This window comes from Shimia gijangensis (genome assembly GCF_900142085.1).
GTDB lineage: Bacteria > Pseudomonadota > Alphaproteobacteria > Rhodobacterales > Rhodobacteraceae > Shimia > Shimia gijangensis.
Window position 1 is genome coordinate 57,821 of the sequence record NZ_FQZQ01000012.1, and the last position, 20,325, is coordinate 78,145.

21 protein-coding genes are annotated in these 20,325 nt (G+C 57.1%); 2 read left to right on the forward strand and 19 right to left on the reverse strand.

Going from position 1 to position 20,325, the window contains the following annotated elements; all coding sequences use genetic code 11:
* From modA to BUC32_RS11680, 19 genes are all read right to left on the reverse strand, one after another.
* Positions 1 to 780 (reverse strand): molybdate ABC transporter substrate-binding protein, encoded by a 780-nt coding sequence (gene modA / locus BUC32_RS11590; RefSeq protein WP_073252753.1) that lies wholly within the window; start codon positions 778 to 780, stop codon positions 1 to 3.
* Positions 781 to 841: 61 nt separating this feature from the next.
* On the reverse strand, positions 842 to 1,213 hold the full coding sequence (locus BUC32_RS11595; RefSeq protein WP_073252755.1) for a winged helix-turn-helix domain-containing protein: 372 nt from the start codon (positions 1,211 to 1,213) through the stop codon (positions 842 to 844).
* A 36-nt stretch (positions 1,214 to 1,249) separates the two neighbouring features.
* On the reverse strand, positions 1,250 to 1,759 hold the full coding sequence (locus BUC32_RS11600) for an OsmC family protein (RefSeq protein ID WP_073252757.1): 510 nt from the start codon (positions 1,757 to 1,759) through the stop codon (positions 1,250 to 1,252).
* Positions 1,760 to 1,784: 25 nt separating this feature from the next.
* Positions 1,785 to 2,714, reverse strand: coding sequence for a BKACE family enzyme (locus BUC32_RS11605; RefSeq protein ID WP_175556929.1), 930 nt, complete (start codon positions 2,712 to 2,714; stop codon positions 1,785 to 1,787).
* 4 nt (positions 2,715 to 2,718) lie between these two features.
* Entirely contained in the window at positions 2,719 to 3,495 is a 777-nt protein-coding gene (locus BUC32_RS11610; protein ID WP_073252761.1) for a cyclase family protein, read from the reverse strand.
* 15 nt (positions 3,496 to 3,510) lie between these two features.
* Positions 3,511 to 4,818 carry a TRAP transporter large permease gene (locus BUC32_RS11615; RefSeq protein ID WP_073252763.1) on the reverse strand — a complete coding sequence of 436 codons (1,308 nt, stop codon included), beginning with the start codon at positions 4,816 to 4,818 and terminating at the stop codon, positions 3,511 to 3,513.
* Positions 4,815 to 5,387, reverse strand: a complete 573-nt coding sequence (locus tag BUC32_RS11620) for a TRAP transporter small permease subunit (protein ID WP_083599313.1) — start codon at positions 5,385 to 5,387, stop codon at positions 4,815 to 4,817. The genes BUC32_RS11615 and BUC32_RS11620 overlap by 4 nt, the downstream gene beginning before the upstream one ends.
* A gap of 96 nt (positions 5,388 to 5,483) precedes the next feature.
* Positions 5,484 to 6,557, reverse strand: a complete 1,074-nt coding sequence (locus BUC32_RS11625; RefSeq protein ID WP_083599314.1) for a C4-dicarboxylate TRAP transporter substrate-binding protein — start codon at positions 6,555 to 6,557, stop codon at positions 5,484 to 5,486.
* 40 nt (positions 6,558 to 6,597) lie between these two features.
* Positions 6,598 to 7,254 (reverse strand): TetR/AcrR family transcriptional regulator, encoded by a 657-nt coding sequence (locus tag BUC32_RS11630; RefSeq protein ID WP_083599315.1) that lies wholly within the window; start codon positions 7,252 to 7,254, stop codon positions 6,598 to 6,600.
* A gap of 219 nt (positions 7,255 to 7,473) precedes the next feature.
* Complete coding sequence (locus BUC32_RS11635) at positions 7,474 to 8,382, reverse strand: FAD:protein FMN transferase (protein WP_073252765.1); 909 nt, start codon at positions 8,380 to 8,382, stop codon at positions 7,474 to 7,476.
* A complete protein-coding gene (locus BUC32_RS11640; RefSeq protein WP_073252767.1) occupies positions 8,379 to 8,900 on the reverse strand; it encodes a nitrous oxide reductase accessory protein NosL in 522 nt (173 codons plus the stop codon). Before BUC32_RS11640 ends, BUC32_RS11635 begins: the two co-directional genes overlap by 4 nt.
* The gene (locus tag BUC32_RS11645; protein ID WP_073252769.1) at positions 8,897 to 9,718 is read right to left on the reverse strand and encodes an ABC transporter permease; all 822 of its coding nucleotides are present in this window, start codon (positions 9,716 to 9,718) and stop codon (positions 8,897 to 8,899) included. The genes BUC32_RS11640 and BUC32_RS11645 overlap by 4 nt, the downstream gene beginning before the upstream one ends.
* Complete coding sequence (locus tag BUC32_RS11650) at positions 9,715 to 10,608, reverse strand: ABC transporter ATP-binding protein (RefSeq protein ID WP_073252771.1); 894 nt, start codon at positions 10,606 to 10,608, stop codon at positions 9,715 to 9,717. Before BUC32_RS11650 ends, BUC32_RS11645 begins: the two co-directional genes overlap by 4 nt.
* The gene (locus BUC32_RS11655) at positions 10,598 to 11,857 is read right to left on the reverse strand and encodes a nitrous oxide reductase family maturation protein NosD (RefSeq protein WP_073252772.1); all 1,260 of its coding nucleotides are present in this window, start codon (positions 11,855 to 11,857) and stop codon (positions 10,598 to 10,600) included. Before BUC32_RS11655 ends, BUC32_RS11650 begins: the two co-directional genes overlap by 11 nt.
* 11 nt (positions 11,858 to 11,868) lie before the next feature.
* Complete coding sequence (gene nosZ, locus BUC32_RS11660; protein ID WP_073252774.1) at positions 11,869 to 13,773, reverse strand: TAT-dependent nitrous-oxide reductase; 1,905 nt, start codon at positions 13,771 to 13,773, stop codon at positions 11,869 to 11,871.
* 21 nt (positions 13,774 to 13,794) lie between these two features.
* Positions 13,795 to 15,969, reverse strand: a complete 2,175-nt coding sequence (locus BUC32_RS11665) for a NosR/NirI family protein (protein ID WP_073252776.1) — start codon at positions 15,967 to 15,969, stop codon at positions 13,795 to 13,797.
* Positions 15,960 to 16,553 carry a DUF2946 family protein gene (locus BUC32_RS11670; RefSeq protein WP_139280711.1) on the reverse strand — a complete coding sequence of 198 codons (594 nt, stop codon included), beginning with the start codon at positions 16,551 to 16,553 and terminating at the stop codon, positions 15,960 to 15,962. Before BUC32_RS11670 ends, BUC32_RS11665 begins: the two co-directional genes overlap by 10 nt.
* A gap of 15 nt (positions 16,554 to 16,568) precedes the next feature.
* Positions 16,569 to 17,153, reverse strand: coding sequence for a UbiX family flavin prenyltransferase (locus tag BUC32_RS11675; RefSeq protein ID WP_073252780.1), 585 nt, complete (start codon positions 17,151 to 17,153; stop codon positions 16,569 to 16,571).
* Positions 17,150 to 18,655 (reverse strand): UbiD family decarboxylase, encoded by a 1,506-nt coding sequence (locus BUC32_RS11680; RefSeq protein ID WP_073252782.1) that lies wholly within the window; start codon positions 18,653 to 18,655, stop codon positions 17,150 to 17,152. Before BUC32_RS11680 ends, BUC32_RS11675 begins: the two co-directional genes overlap by 4 nt.
* A 140-nt stretch (positions 18,656 to 18,795) precedes the next feature.
* On the opposite strand from BUC32_RS11680, the gene ubiT reads away from it, so the two are divergent.
* Complete coding sequence (gene ubiT / locus BUC32_RS11685) at positions 18,796 to 19,341, forward strand: ubiquinone anaerobic biosynthesis accessory factor UbiT (RefSeq protein ID WP_322788019.1); 546 nt, start codon at positions 18,796 to 18,798, stop codon at positions 19,339 to 19,341.
* A complete protein-coding gene (gene ubiU, locus BUC32_RS11690; RefSeq protein WP_073252786.1) occupies positions 19,341 to 20,318 on the forward strand; it encodes a ubiquinone anaerobic biosynthesis protein UbiU in 978 nt (325 codons plus the stop codon). The genes ubiT and ubiU overlap by 1 nt, the downstream gene beginning before the upstream one ends.
* Positions 20,319 to 20,325 lie beyond the last annotated feature (7 nt).

The following is a 20,325-nucleotide window of genomic DNA, read 5'->3' on the forward strand; positions in this document are numbered from 1 at the left end:
CTAATTCCCAGCCATAAGAAATCCTTGCGCGGCAAAGATGGCTTGCGGGGCGGGGGTTTTCAGAAACTTGAGAAAAACGTTTGATAGTGAGATGTTGCCGCCGGAAGTTCCAGCGGCGGGATAAACGATGGGCGCATGTGATGACGTCGGGATATCGGCCACAACCGCCACATTTTTATCCGCCAGTGCATCAGAGGCATAGACGATGCCCAAGGGCGTTTCGCCTGCAGAAACCAACGCCAGCGCCGCGCGCACATTGTCCATTTGGGCGATGTTGCCATTCAGGCCTTGCCAATGACCAAGATGCTGCAAAGCCTCTTTGCCGTAGATGCCCGCTGGCACAGCCTGAATCAATGCCATGGCAATTGGTTTGCCTTGCAGCCGTTCCGTCAATGCACCAGCTTGGGTCACATCCAAAGGGGCTGCACTGTCGACAGGAGCGATCATAACCAGTCGATTACCCACAAGATCATACCGCGTTGAAACTTCGATCAATCCATCGGCCTCAAGCGTATCCATCCATCCGACATTGGCTGAAATGAACACATCCGCAGGGGCGCCCAATTGAATTTGCCGTGCCAAGGCCGAAGACCCTGCATATGAGATCGTCACGCTGTGGTTGGAGGTTTCGGCAAAAGCCACTGCGACCTCATCCAGTGCGGTTTTCAAGCTTGAGGCCGCAAACACGGTTAGAGTGTCGGCCCAGAGCGTCACAGGCATGACAAAGCAGGCGCAAACTGCCCCCTTGATCGCTTTACTCCAACCAATAGACGAGATCATTCTCTGCAAGCCTCGATATTTCCCGATGGATATAACGCTTTTGCGGGGTCACCGGCAAGCGTTATTTTCCGTCAGGAATATCGGTCAGCATTTCCTGAAGTCGCTCAATGTGCTTGGCGCCGGCGGCTCGGGCGGTGTCTTCGAGCGCACGAAATTCAGCCAGAACAACCTGCCCGGCGTCAGTCAGTACAGCGCCGCCACCCTTTGCCCCACCACGAGAGCTTTGGACAAGCGGGGTGCGAAACATGGCATTCATAGTATCAACCAACTGCCACGCGCGTTTGTAACTCATGCCCATGGCCCGTCCCGCCGCCGAAATAGAACCCGTCTGTTCGATGTGTTCCAACAACTCGGCCTTACCCGGCCCCATCCATTCGTCGGGGCCAAACACAAGACGCAGTCTAAAGCGTGGGCTATCTGTTGGATCGCTCATGGTGTCAGAGTGACGCCCTCGCCGCTGAGGCGCAAGTCAGTCTACCGCGACCCATTCGTCATCCTGCCGCAAACGATGGGTAATTTTGTTTTTTTGCCCGAGGGTTTGTTCAATAAAACAACCTTTTTTGGCGGCCTCGATCAGCGCCAGCTGGGCTTCAAGTGGATCATCGCTATCGAGAAAAATGTCTATTTCAAAGGACCTTGGACCGGTTTCATAAACCTTTCCCTTGGCTTCCCAATCCCATTGCACGCGTACATCGACCTTTAAGTCCGCAAGCGCCACGTTCAGTCTTTTGGCAAAGGCACGAATCTGGGTCATGATGCATCCGGTGAGCCCGCCTACGAACAACGCCAGCGGCGGCGGTGCGCTGGCGTCTCCGCCATGGAATGCGCCCTCATCGGTGGCCAGCTCAAACCGCTCTTCAAAGGGCTTGACCATGCGCACGTCCAGATCGTTGCGCATTTTGCCCACGGCCTGACCGGTGCAATTGAACTGCACGACAGTGCGCTGTGGCATGTTGTCGGGTGTTATGCTGTTGGGCATGGTTGTTTCCTGTTGAGGCCGCGCTTTAGAATGACACCTTGTCAGCCCCCTTGAGGCCCAGAATTTTTCGTGCCTCGTCAGGCGTGGCCACCTCATTGCCCTGATCGCGCAGGATGCTGACGATTTTCTCGACCTGTTGGGCGTTGGATTTGGCCAGAACGCCGCGTTCGATAAACAATGAATCCTCAAGGCCCACACGCACGTGCCCGCCCATGCTGGCGGCGGTTGCGGCCATTGGCATCTGGGCGGCCCCTGCCCCAATCACCGACCACTGATAGCTGTCGCCAAACAGGCGGTCAGCTGTCTCTTTCATGTGCTTCAGGTGCGCCTCTTCTGCCGGAATTCCACCCAGAATGCCCATGACGAATTGCAGAAAGATCGGGGCCTGGAACATGCCTTGCTTTAGGCAGAACGCGAGGTTGTGCAGGTGTCCGACATCATAACATTCATGTTCGAATTTGGCATTATGCGCCGCGCCGCCCATTTTTTCGGCCACCAGTTTGATGTCGGCAAAGGTATTGCGGAAAATGCCGCCTTCGGTGGCGCGAATATAGGCTTCTTCCCAGTCGAATTTCCATGTGTCGTAACGGTTCGCCAGAGGGTGGATCGAAAAGTTCAGGGATCCCATGTTCATCGAGCACATCTCGGGCGAAAAGGTGGTTGCGGGCGCCAGACGTTCGTCAATGCCCATGGTGATGCTGCCGCCGGTCGAGATATTCACAATCGCATCCGTCTCGGCGCGGATTCGGGCCAGCATGTCTTCGAAATGTGCCGGGTTGATCGAGGGCATGCCGTTTTCGGGATTGCGCCCGTGCAGGTGTAGAATAGTGGCCCCGGCATGTGCGGCCTCAATGGCCTGCGTCGCAATCATATCCGGATTCCACGGCAGGGCGTCTGACATGGTCGGCGTGTGGATGGCGCCGGTGATGGCGCAGGTGACGATGGTCTTTTGCATCAGATTAGTCCTCAAATATGGCGACGGCGCGGGTGAACCCGGCGCTGGCCGCCTTGATTTTGTAGGGGAAGCAGGAAATCTCAAAACCAGTGGCGGGGAGTGTTTCCAGCGCGGTCAGTTTTTCCATGTGGCAATAGCCGATCTCCATCGAGGCGCGGTGGCCTTCCCAGATGATCGCCGCATCGCCGGATTTGGCATAGGCTTGCGCGGTTAGCGCAAAAGGCGCATCCCAGCTCCATGCATCTGTGCCAGTGACCCGTACGCCGCGTTCCAACAGATACATGGTCGCCTCGCGTCCCATGCCGCAGCCTTTGATGAGATAGTCAGGCGCGCCGTATCGCGCGCCAGCGGAGGTGTTCACGACAACAATATCAAGCGGTTGCAGGTCGTGATTGATGCGCTTGAGTTCAGCCTCAACATCGGCGGCGGTGACGATGTACCCATCGTCAAAGTGGCGGAAATCCAGTTTGACGCCGGGGTTCATGCACCACTCCAGCGGCACCTCATCAATGGTGATTGCCCTCTCACCGTTGCTCATCGTGGAATGGTGGTGATAGGGCGCGTCCAGATGGGTGCCGTTGTGGGTGGCAATGGTCAGTCGCTCAACCGCCCAGCCTTCACCACCGGGCAGGTCGTCTTTCTTGAGGCCGGGAAAGAACGACATCACCTGTTCGGCGGTTTGTGCGTGGGACATGTATTCGATCTCGGGCAGCATGATCGGCGGATCACTGACGATGCCAGCTTCCAATGGGACCGAAAGATCAACAAAACGTCTGGGCATGGAAGGCTCCTTTTTTCAAATAAGGGCGGTTGTAAGTTGTGGAAACACCAGCACAAGGGCCAGCAGAAGAAGCATCAAGAGCGCAAAAGGGGCTGCACCGCGAAAGATGTCCCCCAGCGTAATGTCGGGGTTATCCAGTGCGGATTTGATGACAAAAACAGAGATGCCAAAGGGCGGGGTCAACAGGCCAATCTCAACCGAAATGATGGTGATAATGCCGAACCAGATCAAATCGACCTGCATGGTGGCCAGCACCGGCAGCATCAGGGGCACGAGGATCAGCATGATGGATGAGCTGTCCAATATGGTGCCCATCACGATAACGAGGCCGATGTAGGCGAGGATCACACCCCAGTAGCCGATGTCAGCCCCCGCAACAAAAGCGCCAAATTCAGCAGGCACGCCAGAAAGCGCCAGCATGCGCGAATACATCTGCGCCGATATAATCAGGAAGCAGATCGACGCGGTGACCAGCCCGGTGTCATTCAACACCTCCCAGAAGTCCCTGAGCGACAGCGTGCGTCTGGCCAAACCAATAAGGATCGCCCCAAGGCAGCCCACCGCCCCGGCCTCGATCGGGGTGAAGAACCCTGCATATAGACCGCCCAGCACCAGACCAATCAACAGACCCAGAGGTACGCCTTTTTGCGCGACTTCGCGGGTGGTGAGTGGTGGTGTGGTGTCGACATCAATTGCCGACCCTAATGCGCCGGGTCTGAGGTGCGCGGTGAGCCAAATCCCTCCGCCGAACAGCACCGCCAATGTGATGCCCGGCAAGACGCCTGCTATGAAAAGGTCCCCCACCGATTGTTCCGTGAGCAGTCCGTAAAGGATTAGCAAAAGGGAAGGTGGGATCAGCATGCCCAGCACCGAAGACCCGGCGACAACTCCGACCGAGAACCGGGCAGAGTATCCGTGGCGCATCATTTCAGGCACGGCGATACGCGTAAAGACAGCGGCAGAAGCGATTGATATTCCAGTGATTGCTGCGAAAATGGCGTTGGCCCCAACGGTGCCGATACCAAGGCCACCTTTCAACCTTCGGAACATGTGGTTGGCTACGTCAAAGGCATCCCGCCCCATGCCGGACACCGAAACGATGTAGCCCATCAAGACAAACAGCGGCACCACGCCAAAGAAGTAGCTGGCGATGGTTTTGCTGGCCGCGAGCGCCAGCAGCTTACCTGCCAGAACAGGCGAACCTTTGATCATCCAAACACCAACGAAGGACGATGACATCAGTGCAAACGGCACCCAGATGCCGATATACACCATGACGATCATCGCGCCAAAGGACATCATGCCAATCTCAAAGGGGCTCATGACTCGGGTCCTTTGCCTTCGATCAGCCGAAACAGGGCTGAGGCCGCGAACAGGACCAATTGTACCAACAGGGCCGCGCAACCGATCAGGATGATGAGCTTAACTGGCCAGACCGGTGCGGTGAAATCACCCACTGTGCCCTCAAAGGTGCCCCGCACCCAGGCCTTGTTGAACAACGGCAACGAGGCTGCAAACAACTGCCAGATCAACAGCGCAGAAGCGGCGGCAAAAATCAGGTCCAGAAGCACGCGCAAGCGCGGCGCGCGACGTTCGAGATAGCCCAGAACGGCCTCGGTTCGCGTCAGGCGGCCTTTGCGAAACGTCTGGGCAATCTGTAAAAACACGATGGCGACAATCGACATCGACACCATTTCCGGCACCCCGGAGATCGGGCTGGCAAAGAAGTTTCGGCCGATGACATCGAAGTTCACCAGCAACATCACCAGAAAAATCAACAGCGTGCCCGCGACGTTCAGGGCCACGGTCACGCCGTCCACACCACGGCGCAGCTGACGAAACCACGCCGGGCCGGCCTCATCCGGGCGCAATTCGGGCGACAAGTCAGTCATAACCGTTCCAGTTCAGGAAAAGGGTGGTGAAAAGGGGGAGGTTGCGCCCGCCAAAGAGGTTCGGCAGACGCAGTTCTTACTTAGGACGTGGAGGGTTTACTCTTTGTCCCAGTCACGCACCGGTGTGGCACCGGCCGCGCGCATGGTGTCCATGTAGTCCACCAGAACGGCATTGCCGTCGACGCCCGCCGCATTCAGTTTTTCAACCCAAAGCTTGGCAACGTTGTCCATGCCGTCGGCCCATTCCTTGCGGAATGCGTCATCGACTTCGGTCACGGTCGCGCCTTGCGATTCCATGATGCCCAGGAACTTGGTCACAGAGGCGTCCAGATCAGCATGATAGGCGACCCGGTCGGCTTCTGCTGCGTCGCGCAAGGCCTGCTGAACCACAGGATCAAGGCCTTCAAACCAGTCCTTATTCACTGCAATTCCGCCCGCATACTGCGCGCCAAAGCCAACCTTGGTGATGTAAGGGGCCACCTCGTGCAATTTGCCGGGCAGTGCCGCGCTGGCAAAGACGATCACACCGTCATACACGCCGGTCTTGATCTCGTTGTAGTAGGTGGTGAGATTGCCCGACACGCCAACCGCGCCTGTGCCTTTCAGCCAGTTGACCGCAGGACCCGGAGCGCCAATTTTATGACCGTCAAGGTCCGCAATCGAGGTGATCGGGAAATTTGTCATCAGCAAGTAGTCATCAATGCCGATGGCACCGCCCAGATAGACCAACCCGTTCGCATCCCAGGCCGCCTGCATATCCGCATTGCTGGCCTGCAGTTTGTCCATCCATTCGCCAACCAATGTCGAATCCGAGACGACGAACGGCGTGAAATAGGTCACGTTTTGTGGGGCCAGCTTGGCTGGATCGAACAGAGAGGACACCAGACCAATTTCGGCCAAACCTTCTTCGACAGCTTCCAGTTCCTCGCCCACTTTGGCCAGCGACCCGCCATATTGTTCGGACCAGTTGATCGTGTGACCTGTTCCTTCAAGGGCGGCATTCACCGCCGGAATGAAGGTCTGGCTGGTGTGTTTGACCCAGCGAAAAACCGGCGGGTGCCCTGCAACCACAGTGACATTCATCGTCTCGGCAAACGCCATTGGCGCAGCCGTGAGACCTGCCGTAGCGACCGCAGCCACCATCAGACCCTTTTTAAAAATATGCTTCATCTTTTCCTCCCAAATGTTTGAATTGATGCACGCCCCCTCCTCAGGTCAGCGCACGTATTCCTCCGCAGACAAAGGGCACAATCCGCCCCAGAATCGCTTCGATATTTCCGTCATCACAGGCGCCGTCAGACAAACGATTGGTCCGTCCGGTCTGGGCCATCATCGAAACCCCAACCCCGATCGCGAACATATAAGCCCAGACGGCATCCGCATGGCTGAGGTTGGGTTGCACTTTTTGCAGGGCGTCAATGTAGGTATGCGCAATCGGGTCATAGTATTTTGCTGCCAAAGCCTGATCCCGTCCATCTGCCGAATTGGCCACCGACGCCAGAATGCGGGCATAAGGCCCTGAATCGCTCTCGGCATCACGACCCACTTCGAGCGCCGGGCGGAACAATGACTCGACCAGTTCTTCGAGTTTGGTTTCGACATCGCGGGCCAGCAAAACGTCGACAGCAATCGCGCGAGCATCATTGATCTGACTACTGCGACGGGCGACCATGGATTCAAAAAGCTGCGCTTTGTTTTTGAAATGATAGTGGATTAATCCTTGAGCCACACCGGCCTGCACCGAGATTTCTCGCATCGAAGCCCCATCATAGCCTGAGGTCGCAAAAATCTTTTCCGCCGCATCCAGAATGGCATCAAACCGGCTTTCGCCGGGTTTTTCTACGCGGGTTGATTTTGCGGGTGCCATGAGAAAACTCAAAACTGACTGATTGACCAGTCAAAGCTAGAGTGGAACTGACGATTCTGTCAATCCCGGACCGTTGCACGTGCAATTCGCGTTGGGGTGTGCCGCTAATCGATTGAATAATTGGATCAAATTAAGTCCTGAAAAATTCACGCAGTCACAACGCGAAAAGGGTCGCCAATATTTGGCGACCCTTTTCAATGAGACTTTAGCCTGTGAAAGCTAGGCAGAGAATTCCAGTTGTGCGCCAGGGAAGCTCTCAATCATGATCCGCGCGTCTTCCATCGCAAACATACACAAGGTCGTCGAAAGCCCGTCCGCCAAAGCAGCGTTTGAAGCGGAAACCGACACGACGCGCCGCAGTGGCGCCTGCGTTGGCGAGGCCGCAAAGATGTGTCCTTGGCCGGAATCTGCGCCGATGCGTGTGCCCATTGGCGCCGAGGTGGCCAAGGCGCGATCACTCAGCTCAAGACGGTGAACAACCGTTCCATCGGTATCCTCAACTCCAGCGGACCAATTGCTGCCATCCGTATCGTGGCCCAAAGCGGCAATTTCGCCCATATCGACCAGCACGTCGCGCAGGCCATGTGACTTGAGCAGTGATGCGATTTTGTCAGTCACAAACCCTTGCGCCACGCCATTAAGAGTGAGCCCACGCCCTGCCCCGTCAAAGCGAACCTCAGAGGCATCGAACCGCAGCGCAGTCCAGTCAACAAGTGCGCGCGCCTGTTCGATGGCGGCGGCACTGTGACCTTGGGCAACCGCAAGCCATAGCGGCTGAATTGTGGGGTCAAAGGCACCGTTGCTGGCGCGGTTCAGGCGATCGCAGAGGCTCAACACTTGCAACAGTTCGTGTGACGGGTTGCGCAGAGCACCATTGAGGTTCAGTCGGGTCACCTCGGAATCGGTACGATAAAGGCTGAAAATGCCTTCGAGACGCATGAGTTCCTGCTCGACCGCAGTAAAGATCTGTGCCGCCGTAGTGGCATCAATTCCGGCCAGCTTCATGGAGACACGTGCCCCCATGGCGCGACCGTTCCAATGGGCAACAGTTGGTGTTGCAGCCATGGCTGGCAGCGCAGCGCTTGCGGCGGCGATGGTCAGAAAACGGCGGCGGCTCAGGTCACTCATGAAGGTGTCTCCAGTTTCTGCGCGAAGTCGACAGCGCCCAGCGCGGCCTCGTCCGGAATGTCTTGTAGGGGCATCGATTGCCCACCGTATTGTGCGATAAACCCGTCGGCATCCGCCGCTTTGGCAAAGGGCACGATTTCAGGCGCGCCCATGCCACCGGCCACCGGAGCCCCGACGACGAACAAGGCAGCATCGGCAATGATCCAGTTGGATTTGCCCGGCAGTTCCCATGTTTCGGCCACCCCCATATCGCTGACGTAGACGGCGGTTATCCGGGCGTCACGCTCGGGGCTTTTGAGATAGGCCACCAGATCACGCACTTGGGCAAAAAACAAAGGTTGCGGAAAGCCTTCAAGATGAATTTGACCCTTAGGGCCACCGTGATCGGCAATGTCCATCTGGCAGAAAAAGCTGAGCGCGCTTTCTGTCAGCTCCACCGGAGGTGGTGGCGCCTTGGCGCTGTCTTCTTTGCAGGCGGCCAGACCGAACGCCAAGGCGACGATCAGGAGCGGTCTCATGGCTCGACCCTCCGGAAGGCTGCGCGCGCGGCGGCGAACCCAAGGAACGGCCAGAGCAGAAGTGACAACGGTGCGGCCCATGCAGGCAATGCCTGTGCCACGCCGGTCATACCGCTGGTCAGTGCAACACCATCCGAGGCAGCGACATTCCACAGACGGAAGGCATCAGCCGGATTGGCCACCATGACCCATGGGAAAATCTGGCGGGTAAACACGCCGCCTTCGTCAACAACCACAGCGCCAAGCAGGCCCAGATCGTAAAGCACCACAAAGATCAGCCAGAGACCTGCGCTCATCCCGGCGGCGGCGGTGGCGCTGCTGGCCAGTGAGGACACAAGATAGCCCAGCGTCAGGAAAACCGCGCCAAGAATGATCGAGGTGGCAATCAGGCGACCAAGGGCGATCAGGCTCTCAGCGCCTGCGCCGCCAAACCATGCGGCAACTGCCCCAGCCGAGCCAAATCCGATCAGCATGGCAAAGGCCAAAGCCGCCAGATGGGCGGCGAATTTGCCCAACAGGACCTCACCGCGCCCTGCAGGGTACGACAAGAGAAGGCCAAGGCTGCCCCGGTCGGTTTCCCCGGCCACGGCGTCAAAAGAGATCATCAACGCCAGGAGGGGCGCGAGATAGACGGACAGCGTGGTCATGGAAGCCACAGAAACCGTCAGCATATCGACACCGAGCGATCCGGTGGGGGCGCTGCCTGCGAAGGTCAGGGCAAGGGCGAACAGCACCATGATGACAGTGGCCATCAACAGCCAGCGGTTGCGTTGCAGGATGCGCATTTCGGCGCGTGCGATTGCGAGGAAACGGATCATTTCAGCTCCTCCCGCGCGTAATGGCGATAGAGGTCTTCAAGGCGAGGCGGTGTGATGTCGACATCAGCCACTGCATCGCCCATCGCCGCGATGCGACGTAGTTCGATCATTTTTTGATCCGGCGTGCATAGGATTTCCACCGAAGCGCCATTAATGCGCGATCCACCGATCTGGGCGGCAATGGCGTCAGCGTCTTGCGCCGCACGTACACGCAGGCGGGTTTTCAGGCCAGCCTTGGCGCTCAGGCCTGTCAGCGTGTCATTGGCCACCAGATGGCCTTTGGACATGATGGCAATGCGATCTGTACGCGCTTCGACTTCCGTGAGTGCGTGACTGGCGATCAGCACGGCGCAACCGCCGGCTGCCAGTTCGTCGATAATCGCGTACAGATCCTGTCGTGAGATTGGGTCAAGACCACTGGTCGGTTCATCAAGCAGCGCCACTTTCGGGTGCCCGAGCAAAACCTGAGCCAATCCAAGACGTTGGCGCATACCCTTGGAATAAGTGCCAATACGGCGATCTAAAGCATCGGCAAGACCGACGCGTTCCAGTAATCCCGGCACGTCGGCGCGTTCGCCGGACAGGCGGGCAAAAAGGCTGAGCTGTTCTCGGCCAGTCAGGGCCGGGTGAAAGCTGACGGCTTCGGGCAGAAACGCTGTGGCCGAACGGGCAGCGCCCTTGCCGGGCCTGTGACTGGCCACGGAAATGCTACCGCCTTCTATTGGGATCAGGCCAAGCACGGCCTTGATCAGTGTGGATTTTCCAGCCCCGTTGTGGCCCAGCAGTGCTACGCGCTCGCCCGGGGAAACGGTCAGCGAGACGTCGTGCAGAACGCGGGTCTTGCCGCGGTCCTTACACAGGCCTTCGATTTTGAGGATATTATCCGTCATGGGGAACCTTCTCGCTCACCTTTGGTTTGGTGGGCTTCATCAGGGGGTGACTGTCGATCACGCCACCCGGCAACAAGGCCGGAAAGGCAGATTGGGACCAGCGCACCAGCTGCACGGCGGGTGAACCGAGCAATAGTTTTGCCGAAGGCTGAGTCCACAGCACGTGATCCATGCTGTCATTCGGGCGATAGGGCGCATCTGCAATCCCATCACCATTTACGTCATAAGCGGCGTTGTCGCTCCAATAGTTACCACGGCCACCTTCGGACCATTCATGCCAGTTGGAGGAGACAAATTTCACCTGCGTGCGATTGCCGATAAAGGCATTGCCGAGGATTTTGTTATTCTTACTGCCCGCAGTGAAGTGGATGCCAATGCTGCATCCTTCGAACCAGTTGTTTTCAAACAGGTTCTTGTGGGAGTTATACAGAAACGAGCATTTCTCTTTGGCGGAACGCACATAGTTGCCGCTGATCTCGCCCTTATTGGTGTAATTCAGCGCAATGCCATGTTCGCGGTCATTGATCGAGACGTTGTCGACCACGCGCACATTGGTGGAAAACATCACCGCATAGCCAAGGTCATTGCCGATCGACACGTTGCCAGACACTTCGCTGTCGTCGGCGTACATGTAGTGCACCGCAAAGCGCAACTCGCGAAACAGGTTGTCACGGAAAGTGTTTTCACGGCTGGAGTTCACAAAGATTCCATCGCGGCCAAAGCGGATGTCGTTGTTTTCCACAATCGCGCCGGGTGCGTTCCAGACGTAGACGCCGTTGCCACGGCGGTTTACGTGGCGGTCAAGGCGGCCTTCGATACGGTTACCAGACACCAGCGCGTCGCGCGCGCCGTGGATGTCGATGCCATAGAGGTTGCCCAGAACCACATTGTTCAGAATTTGCGGCGCAGTCGCCGTCTTGGTCAGCTGGATGCCGCTGTCGATGGTGTCATGAGACGAGCCTGAGCCAATCACGGTCAATCCCATCACGGTCACATCGGGGCCGGTCACAGTAATAACGCTGCCGGATTCCTGACCGTCAATCGTCGCGTGACCCTGACCATCCAAAGTCATCGGACGGTCAAGAACAACGTTTTCGGCGTAGGTGCCGGGGCTCAGGCGAAGGGTGTCTCCATCCGCCGCCTGAGCCAGTGTTTCGGAAATGGCCCCTGCCCTGTTGGGCACGTCCCAATCTGCCGCCGCAACCGCGCCAGCAAACAGAATTCCCAAAAGTGACAAGGACCATTTCATGTTTTCAATTCCTACCGTGGCTCAACGAACATACGGCCGCGCATTTCCATGTGCAGCGCGTGGCAGAACCACTGACAATAGAACCAGTGTACACCAGCACGCTCAGCAACAAAGGTTACCGACGCAGTCGCCTGCGGACCAATTTCCATGGCAACGCCATAGTTGGCCATACAGAAGCCGTGTGTCAGGTCGTCGATGTCATCCAGGTTGGTGACATAAACAGTGACCTCATCACCTTGTTTTACGCTGAAAGATTCCAACGCAAAGTTCGGTGCCTGGCTCGACATCCAAACGCGGACTTTGTTGCCATCACGAATGACGGTGTCCTGATAGTCATCGATATCGATGCCATCGATTTCCGCTTGTGCACGTGCGTCGGCCCACATTGGGTCGTTACGGTCCCAAACTTCTGAAGGGTTCACCTTCGAGGCGTGAACGATGATCGAGTCGTGTGGTTCGGCGAAAGTTGGGCCATCGTGGACCACTTTCATTTTGTCACCCGAGATGTCGATCAGCTGCTCGTTCTCTGGTTTCAGAGGACCAACGTTCAGGAAACGGTCTTTCGAGAACTTGTTCATCGAAATCAGCCATTTACCATCGGCTTCTGCTGTTTCCCCCATCGAGGTCGAGTTGTGACCGGGCTGATAGTGCACGTCCACTTTGTCCAGGATCGGATCAACGTCTTTACCGGCATAAGCTTCAATAGCTTTTGCGATGTCCCACTTCACAACTTGTGAGTCGAGGAACAATGTGGTGTAGGCGTTGCCCTTGTTGTCGAACGCAGTGTGAAGCGGGCCAAGACCCAGCTGAGGCTCTGCCACGATGGCCGAACGCTCGTCTGCATTGTCGCTAAACAGTGCATCCACTTTTTCCACGTCGATCACAGAAACTGTTGGAGACAGTTTACCGGCAATCATGATGTGCTTTTTATCAGGAGCCGCGTTCACGCCGTGTGGCGAGTTCGGGATCGGGATATAGCGTGTGTAGTTTTTGTTCTGACCTTTACGGCCGTCCAGAACTTTCACACCGTTCAGTTCCTGATAGTCACCAGCAGCCACACCGGCTTCGATTTCTTTCAGGTTGAACACAACAACGTGGTCCATTTCGCTTTCGGTCATCTCGGCCAGGTTCATACCCATTTCCGAGTTGTACGAAGTCGAGAAGGCGTATTTGCCTTGGTAGTCACAGTCTGTGTTGTCGAGGTTGCCCGACACCATAACCTGCCACGCGACTTCCATCTCGTCGCCATCAATGGCGGTGAAGATGTTAACGTACTGGCTTGGATCGTCCAGAATTGTGCCGTCGTTGACCAGTGGTGCTTCGTGCTCACCGTTGGCAAAGACGTAGCCTGTGCGTGGGAACTTCTGTGGACGCAGGCCGTGGATGTCATGCGCGTTCGGAATCTCGATCATCTTGTCGCATTTCATCACGTCAACACGAACACGTGCCACACGGGTGTTAGCCTTGTCGTTCATGAACAAGAAGCGACCGTCGTAGGTGCCGTCTGTGAAAGACATGTGTGGGTGGTGAAGGTCACCGTTGTCGTAGTTGTCTTTACCGTTTGCCGCCAACATAGCTTTGGTTTCTGGCAGCAGGTTTTCGGTCATGATCTTTTTGGACTCGTTGGTTTGACCCCAACCAGTTGCCGAGCAGCGGTTGAACACCGGCACACGCATCAGTTCGCGCATGGACGGAACGCCCAGAACACGCATTTCGCCCGCCTGACCCGAAGACCAGAAGCCATAGTATTCGTCCAGTTCACCTGGCTCCAGGCTACCATTGCCTGACGCCTGTGCTGCACGCGCACTAAGCATGGTTGAACCAACACCGGCAGACGCCAGAACGGCCCCTGTGGCTGTCGCGCCCATCATGCCGCGACGGGTCATGGACAGGCCTTTTTTCGTTTCTTCTGTCATGGTTTCCTCCTTCAAGAAGCCTTAGGTAGTTTTTGCATTCGGGTGATTTTTCGGCGCAGTCCCGGATGGGATTTTGATCTCCGCCGAGCCGGTTTTCTCGCGCCGCTTAAGTTGGCGGATAACGACCGGACATTTCGCATCAGACTGATAGAGCACCTGGCAGTGCAGACAGTTGACACATTCGTTGGGGTTAATTTCCCCGGTTGGGTGGATGGCCTGTACCGGACATTCATTGGCACAGGTCTGGCACGGGCTGCCGCATTCTTTGTAGCGGCGCAGCCAGTCAAACATGCGAATTCGGGCCGGGATCGCCAGCGCCGCACCCAGCGGACACAGGTAGCGACAATAGAAGCGTTCGATGAACAGGCCCGCAAGCAAGAGGACCAGTGCAAAGACCACAAACGGCCAGTCACGCATGAATTTCAAAATGATCGCCGTTTTGAAGGGCTCGATCTCGGCATAGGTTTCAGCCAGCGGGATCGACACCATCGACAGGCCAAAGAGGCCAAGGAAGATCATGTATTTCAGGGGCCAGAGGCGCTCATGCAGGCCCCATGGCAGTTCCCATTGCGGTACTTTGAAAGCACGCGCAATCTTGTTGGTGAGTTCCTGCAGCGCGCCAAAGGGGCAAAGCCAGCCGCAATATGCACCACGGCCCCAGAACAACAGGGCGGCAGCAATGGCGAACCATTGGATGAACACCAGAGGGTCCATCAGGAAAGCATCCCAGCTGAAGCCGCTTTTCAGGCTCGCGGCCAGCGCCATCAGGTTCACAACAGAAAGCTGCGCATTCATGTACCAGCCGAGGAAGAACAGCGACATTGTCAGGTAGCCAATGCGGAACCAATAGAAGACGCGGGCATTCTTGGTGGCCTGAAACTGGAAGAAGAACACGCCGGTCAGCACCAAGAGCATCACGCCCAGCACACCGATTTCAAAGGTCTTGTCGTTCCAGATGCGCTTCCAAAGTGCCGATTTTGCGGCTGCTTCGCCAGTGGCATCATCCACCACAGACACGGCCTGTTTGGGCATCAGGTAATACTCGGGCAGTTTATAGCCCAGATCCCAGGTCAGAAAGACACGATCCAAAGCCCCAACGGTGCGTTGCACCAAGAGTTGCAGGCGGAACGGCTGTGCTGGGTCAAATTCTGCGTCAGCTGGAATTTTAAAGAGGTCAAGTTCAACAAAAGACGGGCTGTCGCCAGCGGCCACTTCACCAAGACGCAATTGTTGCTTGTCAAAGAAACGGACCGAGTTGTCGCCTTGGATCAGCTGGATACGGTCAAAGATACCGCCCCGCACATACCCAGAGCCTTTAAAGCTGTAGTCGCCGCGCCCCAGCACCAGAATGGCGTGTTCGCCGGTTTCCAGCCATTTTTCAAGGTTGGCATATTCAGCGTCGCCCAAAAGCGAACGACCAATAGAAGGCACAGATACCAGCGCCATATGCATATCGATAAATGTATCACCGGGCTCACCAGAGGCGGGCCGCGCAATAGCGCGCTCATCGCCGGTTTCGGCAAACGCCTGATTGACCTGCCCTACGTCCAACGTCATGCGCCGGACCGAGCCATCACCGGACAGTTTTTCCCAACTTTCCACGCTGTTTTGGGCCATATCCAGTTCGCGCTTGGGACCAAGTTCAACAGGAGAGAGATCGCCAAGACCCAAAGCACGTGACACTTTGATGCCACCTCGCACAAGGCTGTCGTCGATGATCATGATGGTCACGGTCGCGCCCGAGATAATATCAAGGTCGTGCCCTTCGCCGCCGGTGGCGGCTTCGATTTTCAGGTCCAGACCAGCATAGCTTTCGGTCAGGGCCACCATTTTCGAGTTGGGAATACCGATCAGAACAATCGGTTCGGAGTGTTTGACCAGCTTCACGCCGGTCAGCACCGCATCAGCATCAATCGCGGCAACCACATGGATTGGTTTGCCCGAATAGCCGGTGGTGCCAACAAAGTCTGAGGTCAGAAACGCCCAGGCAATCGTTTCGCCGGCCTTCAAGACCGGGGCCACTTTGACGTCTTCACGAATTGGACCAAACGCATCTGCGCCGGGGGCCAGTTCGGAAGGCTCTAAATCGGATAGAAAGCTCGCGAGGCTGTCTGCATGCGCTTCATCGGCGACAAACGCCGCAAGAATGAAAGCTACTGCACTAAGCCAAGAGAAGATTGCGCGCTTTACGTCCACAGCGCACCTCCTTTTTGATAGGGTGACGCTTGGGACGCGCGGGAATTGCGCTCCGCATTTTTTTGTTGGGTCCGGACTGGGGGTCCCCGGCTTTCGGGCCATTGATATCTCTGCGCCTGTGCGTCAACGGGCTCCACCCACCGGGTCGTCTGTCCGGCATAAGCCGAGGACAGCTCGAATTCCGATCCGATGGGTGGGCTCATTGGCGCCGCAAAGGCGCAAAAAGTGCAATCTTCGCAGTCGGTATGCTGTGGGCCTGGGGAGCGTTCCCCTTCGGACAGATCAACCTGTTGCAGAACAATTCCATATTCCGAACAGATTTCTATCCAATCCCCTTTTGCTGCACTGGCAAGGGACGGCGCCAGCAGTTGCAGCATCAGGAACACGATAGCCACCAAACCCGAAATTTTCCGCACACAGGCACCACGCGCGAGCGCGGTGTTGAGGCGATCAGGATTTGATGTCCGAAAGGCAGACATACGCGACTCCGAAGTTGCGGTATGCCAAAAGGTGTATTGAGGATTCGCTGTTAGCGACTTGACTTTAATCAACGTTGAAGCAGGAAATTTTCCGATTTCAGGCACAACTATCTGAACATATTAAGAAAGTTTCTGATCCAATTCTGGCTTCCATCCCCTGGCCACAGGCGCTCCGAGGCGCAGCATATCAACGGCCCTTGCGGCAATCTGGGTGACAATATCTTCGACCGATTTCGGCTTGAGATAAAACGCGGGCACCGGGGGCAATATGACCCCGCCCATTTCGGTTACAGAGGTCATGTTGCGAAGATGCGCGAGTGTCAAAGGTGATTCTCGGGTCACGAGCACCAATGGGCGACGTTCTTTGAGCTGTACACCTGCCGCGCGTGTCAGCAAATTGTCATCCATACCGTGGGCGATTGCCGACAGGCTGCGCATGGAACAAGGCGCCACGATCATGCCCGCGACAGGCACAGAGCCAGAGGCGATTTCTGCACCAATATCGCGGCAATCCTGAACTCGGGTGGCAAGACCTTGAAGTTGCGCCAGCGCCTCTGCTCCGCATTCTTCGGTCAGGGTGCGTTCCGCCGCAGGGCTGGTCACCAGATCAATCTCGACGTCAATTTCTGACAGCTGCCGGGCGACCGACAGGCCCAGCGCCGCGCCAGAGGCGCCCGCCACCCCAAGGATCACGCGCGCGATCATGACATCACCTCGGGCAAACAACGGGCCAGTAGATCTTCGGCAAACTTGGCATCCTTTGCGGCAGTGTGCATGACGTCTCCCCAATCTCGCGTTGTTTCCGAGCCGATTTTGTTGGTGGCATCAATGCCGATCTTGCCCGCAAGCCCCGGTTCTGGCGAAGCAAAGTCGAGATAATCCATTGGCGTGCGTTCAAGCGTCATCACATCACGCGACGGGTCCATCCGGGTGGCCAATGCCCAGGCAATGTCATCCCAGTTGCGTGGATCAATGTCATCGTCCACCACCACAATCATCTTTGTATAACTGAATTGCGGCAGCATTCCCCATAACCCCATCATGACCCGTCGTGCCTGACCCGGATAGCGTTTGTCGATGGAAATCACCGCCATGCGATAGCTACAGGCGGCAGGCGGCAACCACAGATCACGAATTTCCGGGATTTGCGCACGGATCACCGGCAGGCTGAAACGGTTAAACACTTCGCCGATAATCGCAGGTTCATCCGGGGGGCGGCCAGTGAAGGTCGATAGATACAAAGGGTCTTTGCGATGGGTAATGGCGGTGACCTGCATCACCGGAAAGGGCTCGGCTGCGTTGTAGTATCCGGTGTGATCGCCAAAGGGGCCTTCAGGAGCGAGGTCATCTGGATGCACCCAACCTTCGATGACAATCTCGGCGTTGGCGGGCACCATCATAGGGATGGTTTTGGCAGGCACCACACGGGGGCGTTTGCCAGCAAGAGCACCTGCAAAAGTGAGTTCCGACACGGTTTCCGGCAAAGGCAGGGCCGCAGACAGCAATGTGGCTGGATCCGCCCCCAGAACAACGGCCACAGGCATGGCTTCGCCCTTGGTGTGCCAGCTCCGCATATGAGCAGCCCCACCACGATGCTGCAACCAACGCATAATCAACTTGTCGCGATCGATCACCTGTGCGCGATAAACGCCTGCATTGTAACGATTAACTTCGTTTGCTTCGCCGCCATGAGGGCGCGTCAGCACCACCGGCCATGTGACCAGAGGCCCCGCATCATCCGGCCAATGGGTTTGCACCGGAATACGCCCCAAATCGACATCGTCGTCTTTGAAAACCTCGGCTTGAACGGGCGCGCGTTTCATCACCTTGGGTCGGGTTGCCAATGCGGCCTTGAGCATCGGCCAGCGTGACAGCGCATCACGCGCCCCTTCAGGTGGTTCTGGCGCGCGCAAAGAGGCAAGGAATGCACCTAGTTCGTCCAAACGATCCAGCGTGACACCCAGCCCCGCAGCGACCCGTTCGGTGGTGCCAAACAGGTTGGTGACAACTGGCATGTCAACATTTTGCCCCCCCGACAAAGGGTGATCAAACCGCAGCACCGGCCCACCGCGCTCTAAGACGGCGCGATGCACCGCGGTCATGGCATGCTCCAAAGCCACGGGTTCTGCGATTGACGCATAGTCATCCCGCGCCTCGCACCACGACAAAAAGCCCCTGAGATCGGGGAAGACAGGCATTTCGCGCATGGAGCGGCCTCAGCAACTGGTTTCTTGGGGGAATTAGCAGACGGACACCCGTCCTAGCTTGACGATGGTCAAGTTGATTGCAGGCACCGGCGTTTAGAACAGCCCGAGGAACAGCGCCCCACTAGAACACGAGTCCCCGATTGGATCATTTCTCAGAAGCCCCGATCCCGCGATTCCCGTCGCCATTGGCACGCGCCTTGCGGTTCATGCCGCTGGCACCTGTGTCGCTGGCATTGACGCGGTTGACCCGCAATATGGCCACCCGTCACGCCTCAATGTTTCGCCGTCTGGGTGAGCACGCGGATGCGCGGTTTTTGCTGGACCCGACCGACCTGCCTGTCACCTTGTGCCTTGAGCCAATGCAAGGGCGCCCAAAAATCACGCTGTATCGTAGCCCACCTCAGGCCGACGCTCGCATTGCCGGACCATTGGCAGCGCTGATCGGCCTTGTTCATGGAGCCTATGACGGCGATGCGTTGTTTTTCTCGCGTGATCTGGTGATCGAAGGCGACACTGCGGCGGCACTTGCGTTGCGCAATGCAGTGGATGACGCCGAACTGGACATCGCCACCGAAATCGAAAACCTGTCGGGGCCCTTTGCGCGCCCGTTGCACAAGCTGATTGAACTTGCTGAACGGCGTACTGGCGTCGCACTGACCCGCCACGAGGAGGATCTTTTGTGGTAATGGAAATCGTCTGCCCTGCAGGCACCCCCGCCGCCTTGCGCGCCGCTGTTAAGGCAGGCGCGCACACGATTTATTGCGGCTTTGCAGATGAAACCAACGCCCGCAACTTTCCCGGACTGAACTTTAGCCGTGAAGAAATGGCCGAGGGCATCGCCTTTGCCCACGCACGGGGTTCCAAAGTTCTGATCGCCATCAACACTTTTCCGCGCGCCGGATCAGAAAACCTGTGGCACGCGGCTGTCTCAGACGCCGAAACCGCGGGTGCTGACGCTGTGATCCTCGCTGATATGGGGCTCTTGGCTTATGCGGCCAACAATCATCCCAATCTGCGACGCCACCTGTCGGTGCAGGCCGCTGCCGCAAACGCAGAAGTCATCAATTTCTATGGCGCAGAGTTTGGTATTAAACGTGTGGTCCTGCCACGCGTGCTTTCGGTGCAAGAGATCACAGCCATCAACAAGGAAACCGACATCGAGACGGAAGTCTTTGTGTTCGGCGGCCTGTGTGTCATGGCCGAGGGGCGGTGTTCGTTGTCGTCCTATGCCACAGGGCTTTCGCCCAACATGAACGGCGTGTGCTCTCCTGCGAGTCATGTGGAATACATCGAAGACGGCGGTGCGCTGTCGGCCAAATTGGGCGGATACACGATCCACTCGGTGGGCGAAGGTGAACCGGCCCCCTACCCGACCCTTTGCAAGGGCTGTTTCAATGCGGGCGACAAAAGCGGGCATTTATTTGAAGACCCGGTCAGCCTGAATGCCGAACAGTTGATCCCTCAACTGGCCAAGGCCGGTGTCACCGCTCTCAAGATCGAGGGCCGGCAACGGTCGCGCTCTTACGTGGCGCAGGTGGTGAAAAATTTCCGCGCGGCGGTGGAGGCCGTTGATGCAGGGCGCCCGTTGCCCGAAGGCATGATGGCCCGCCTGTCCGAAGGCCAGGCCGTGACCACCGGTGCCTATAAGAAAACATGGAGGTGACCCGCAT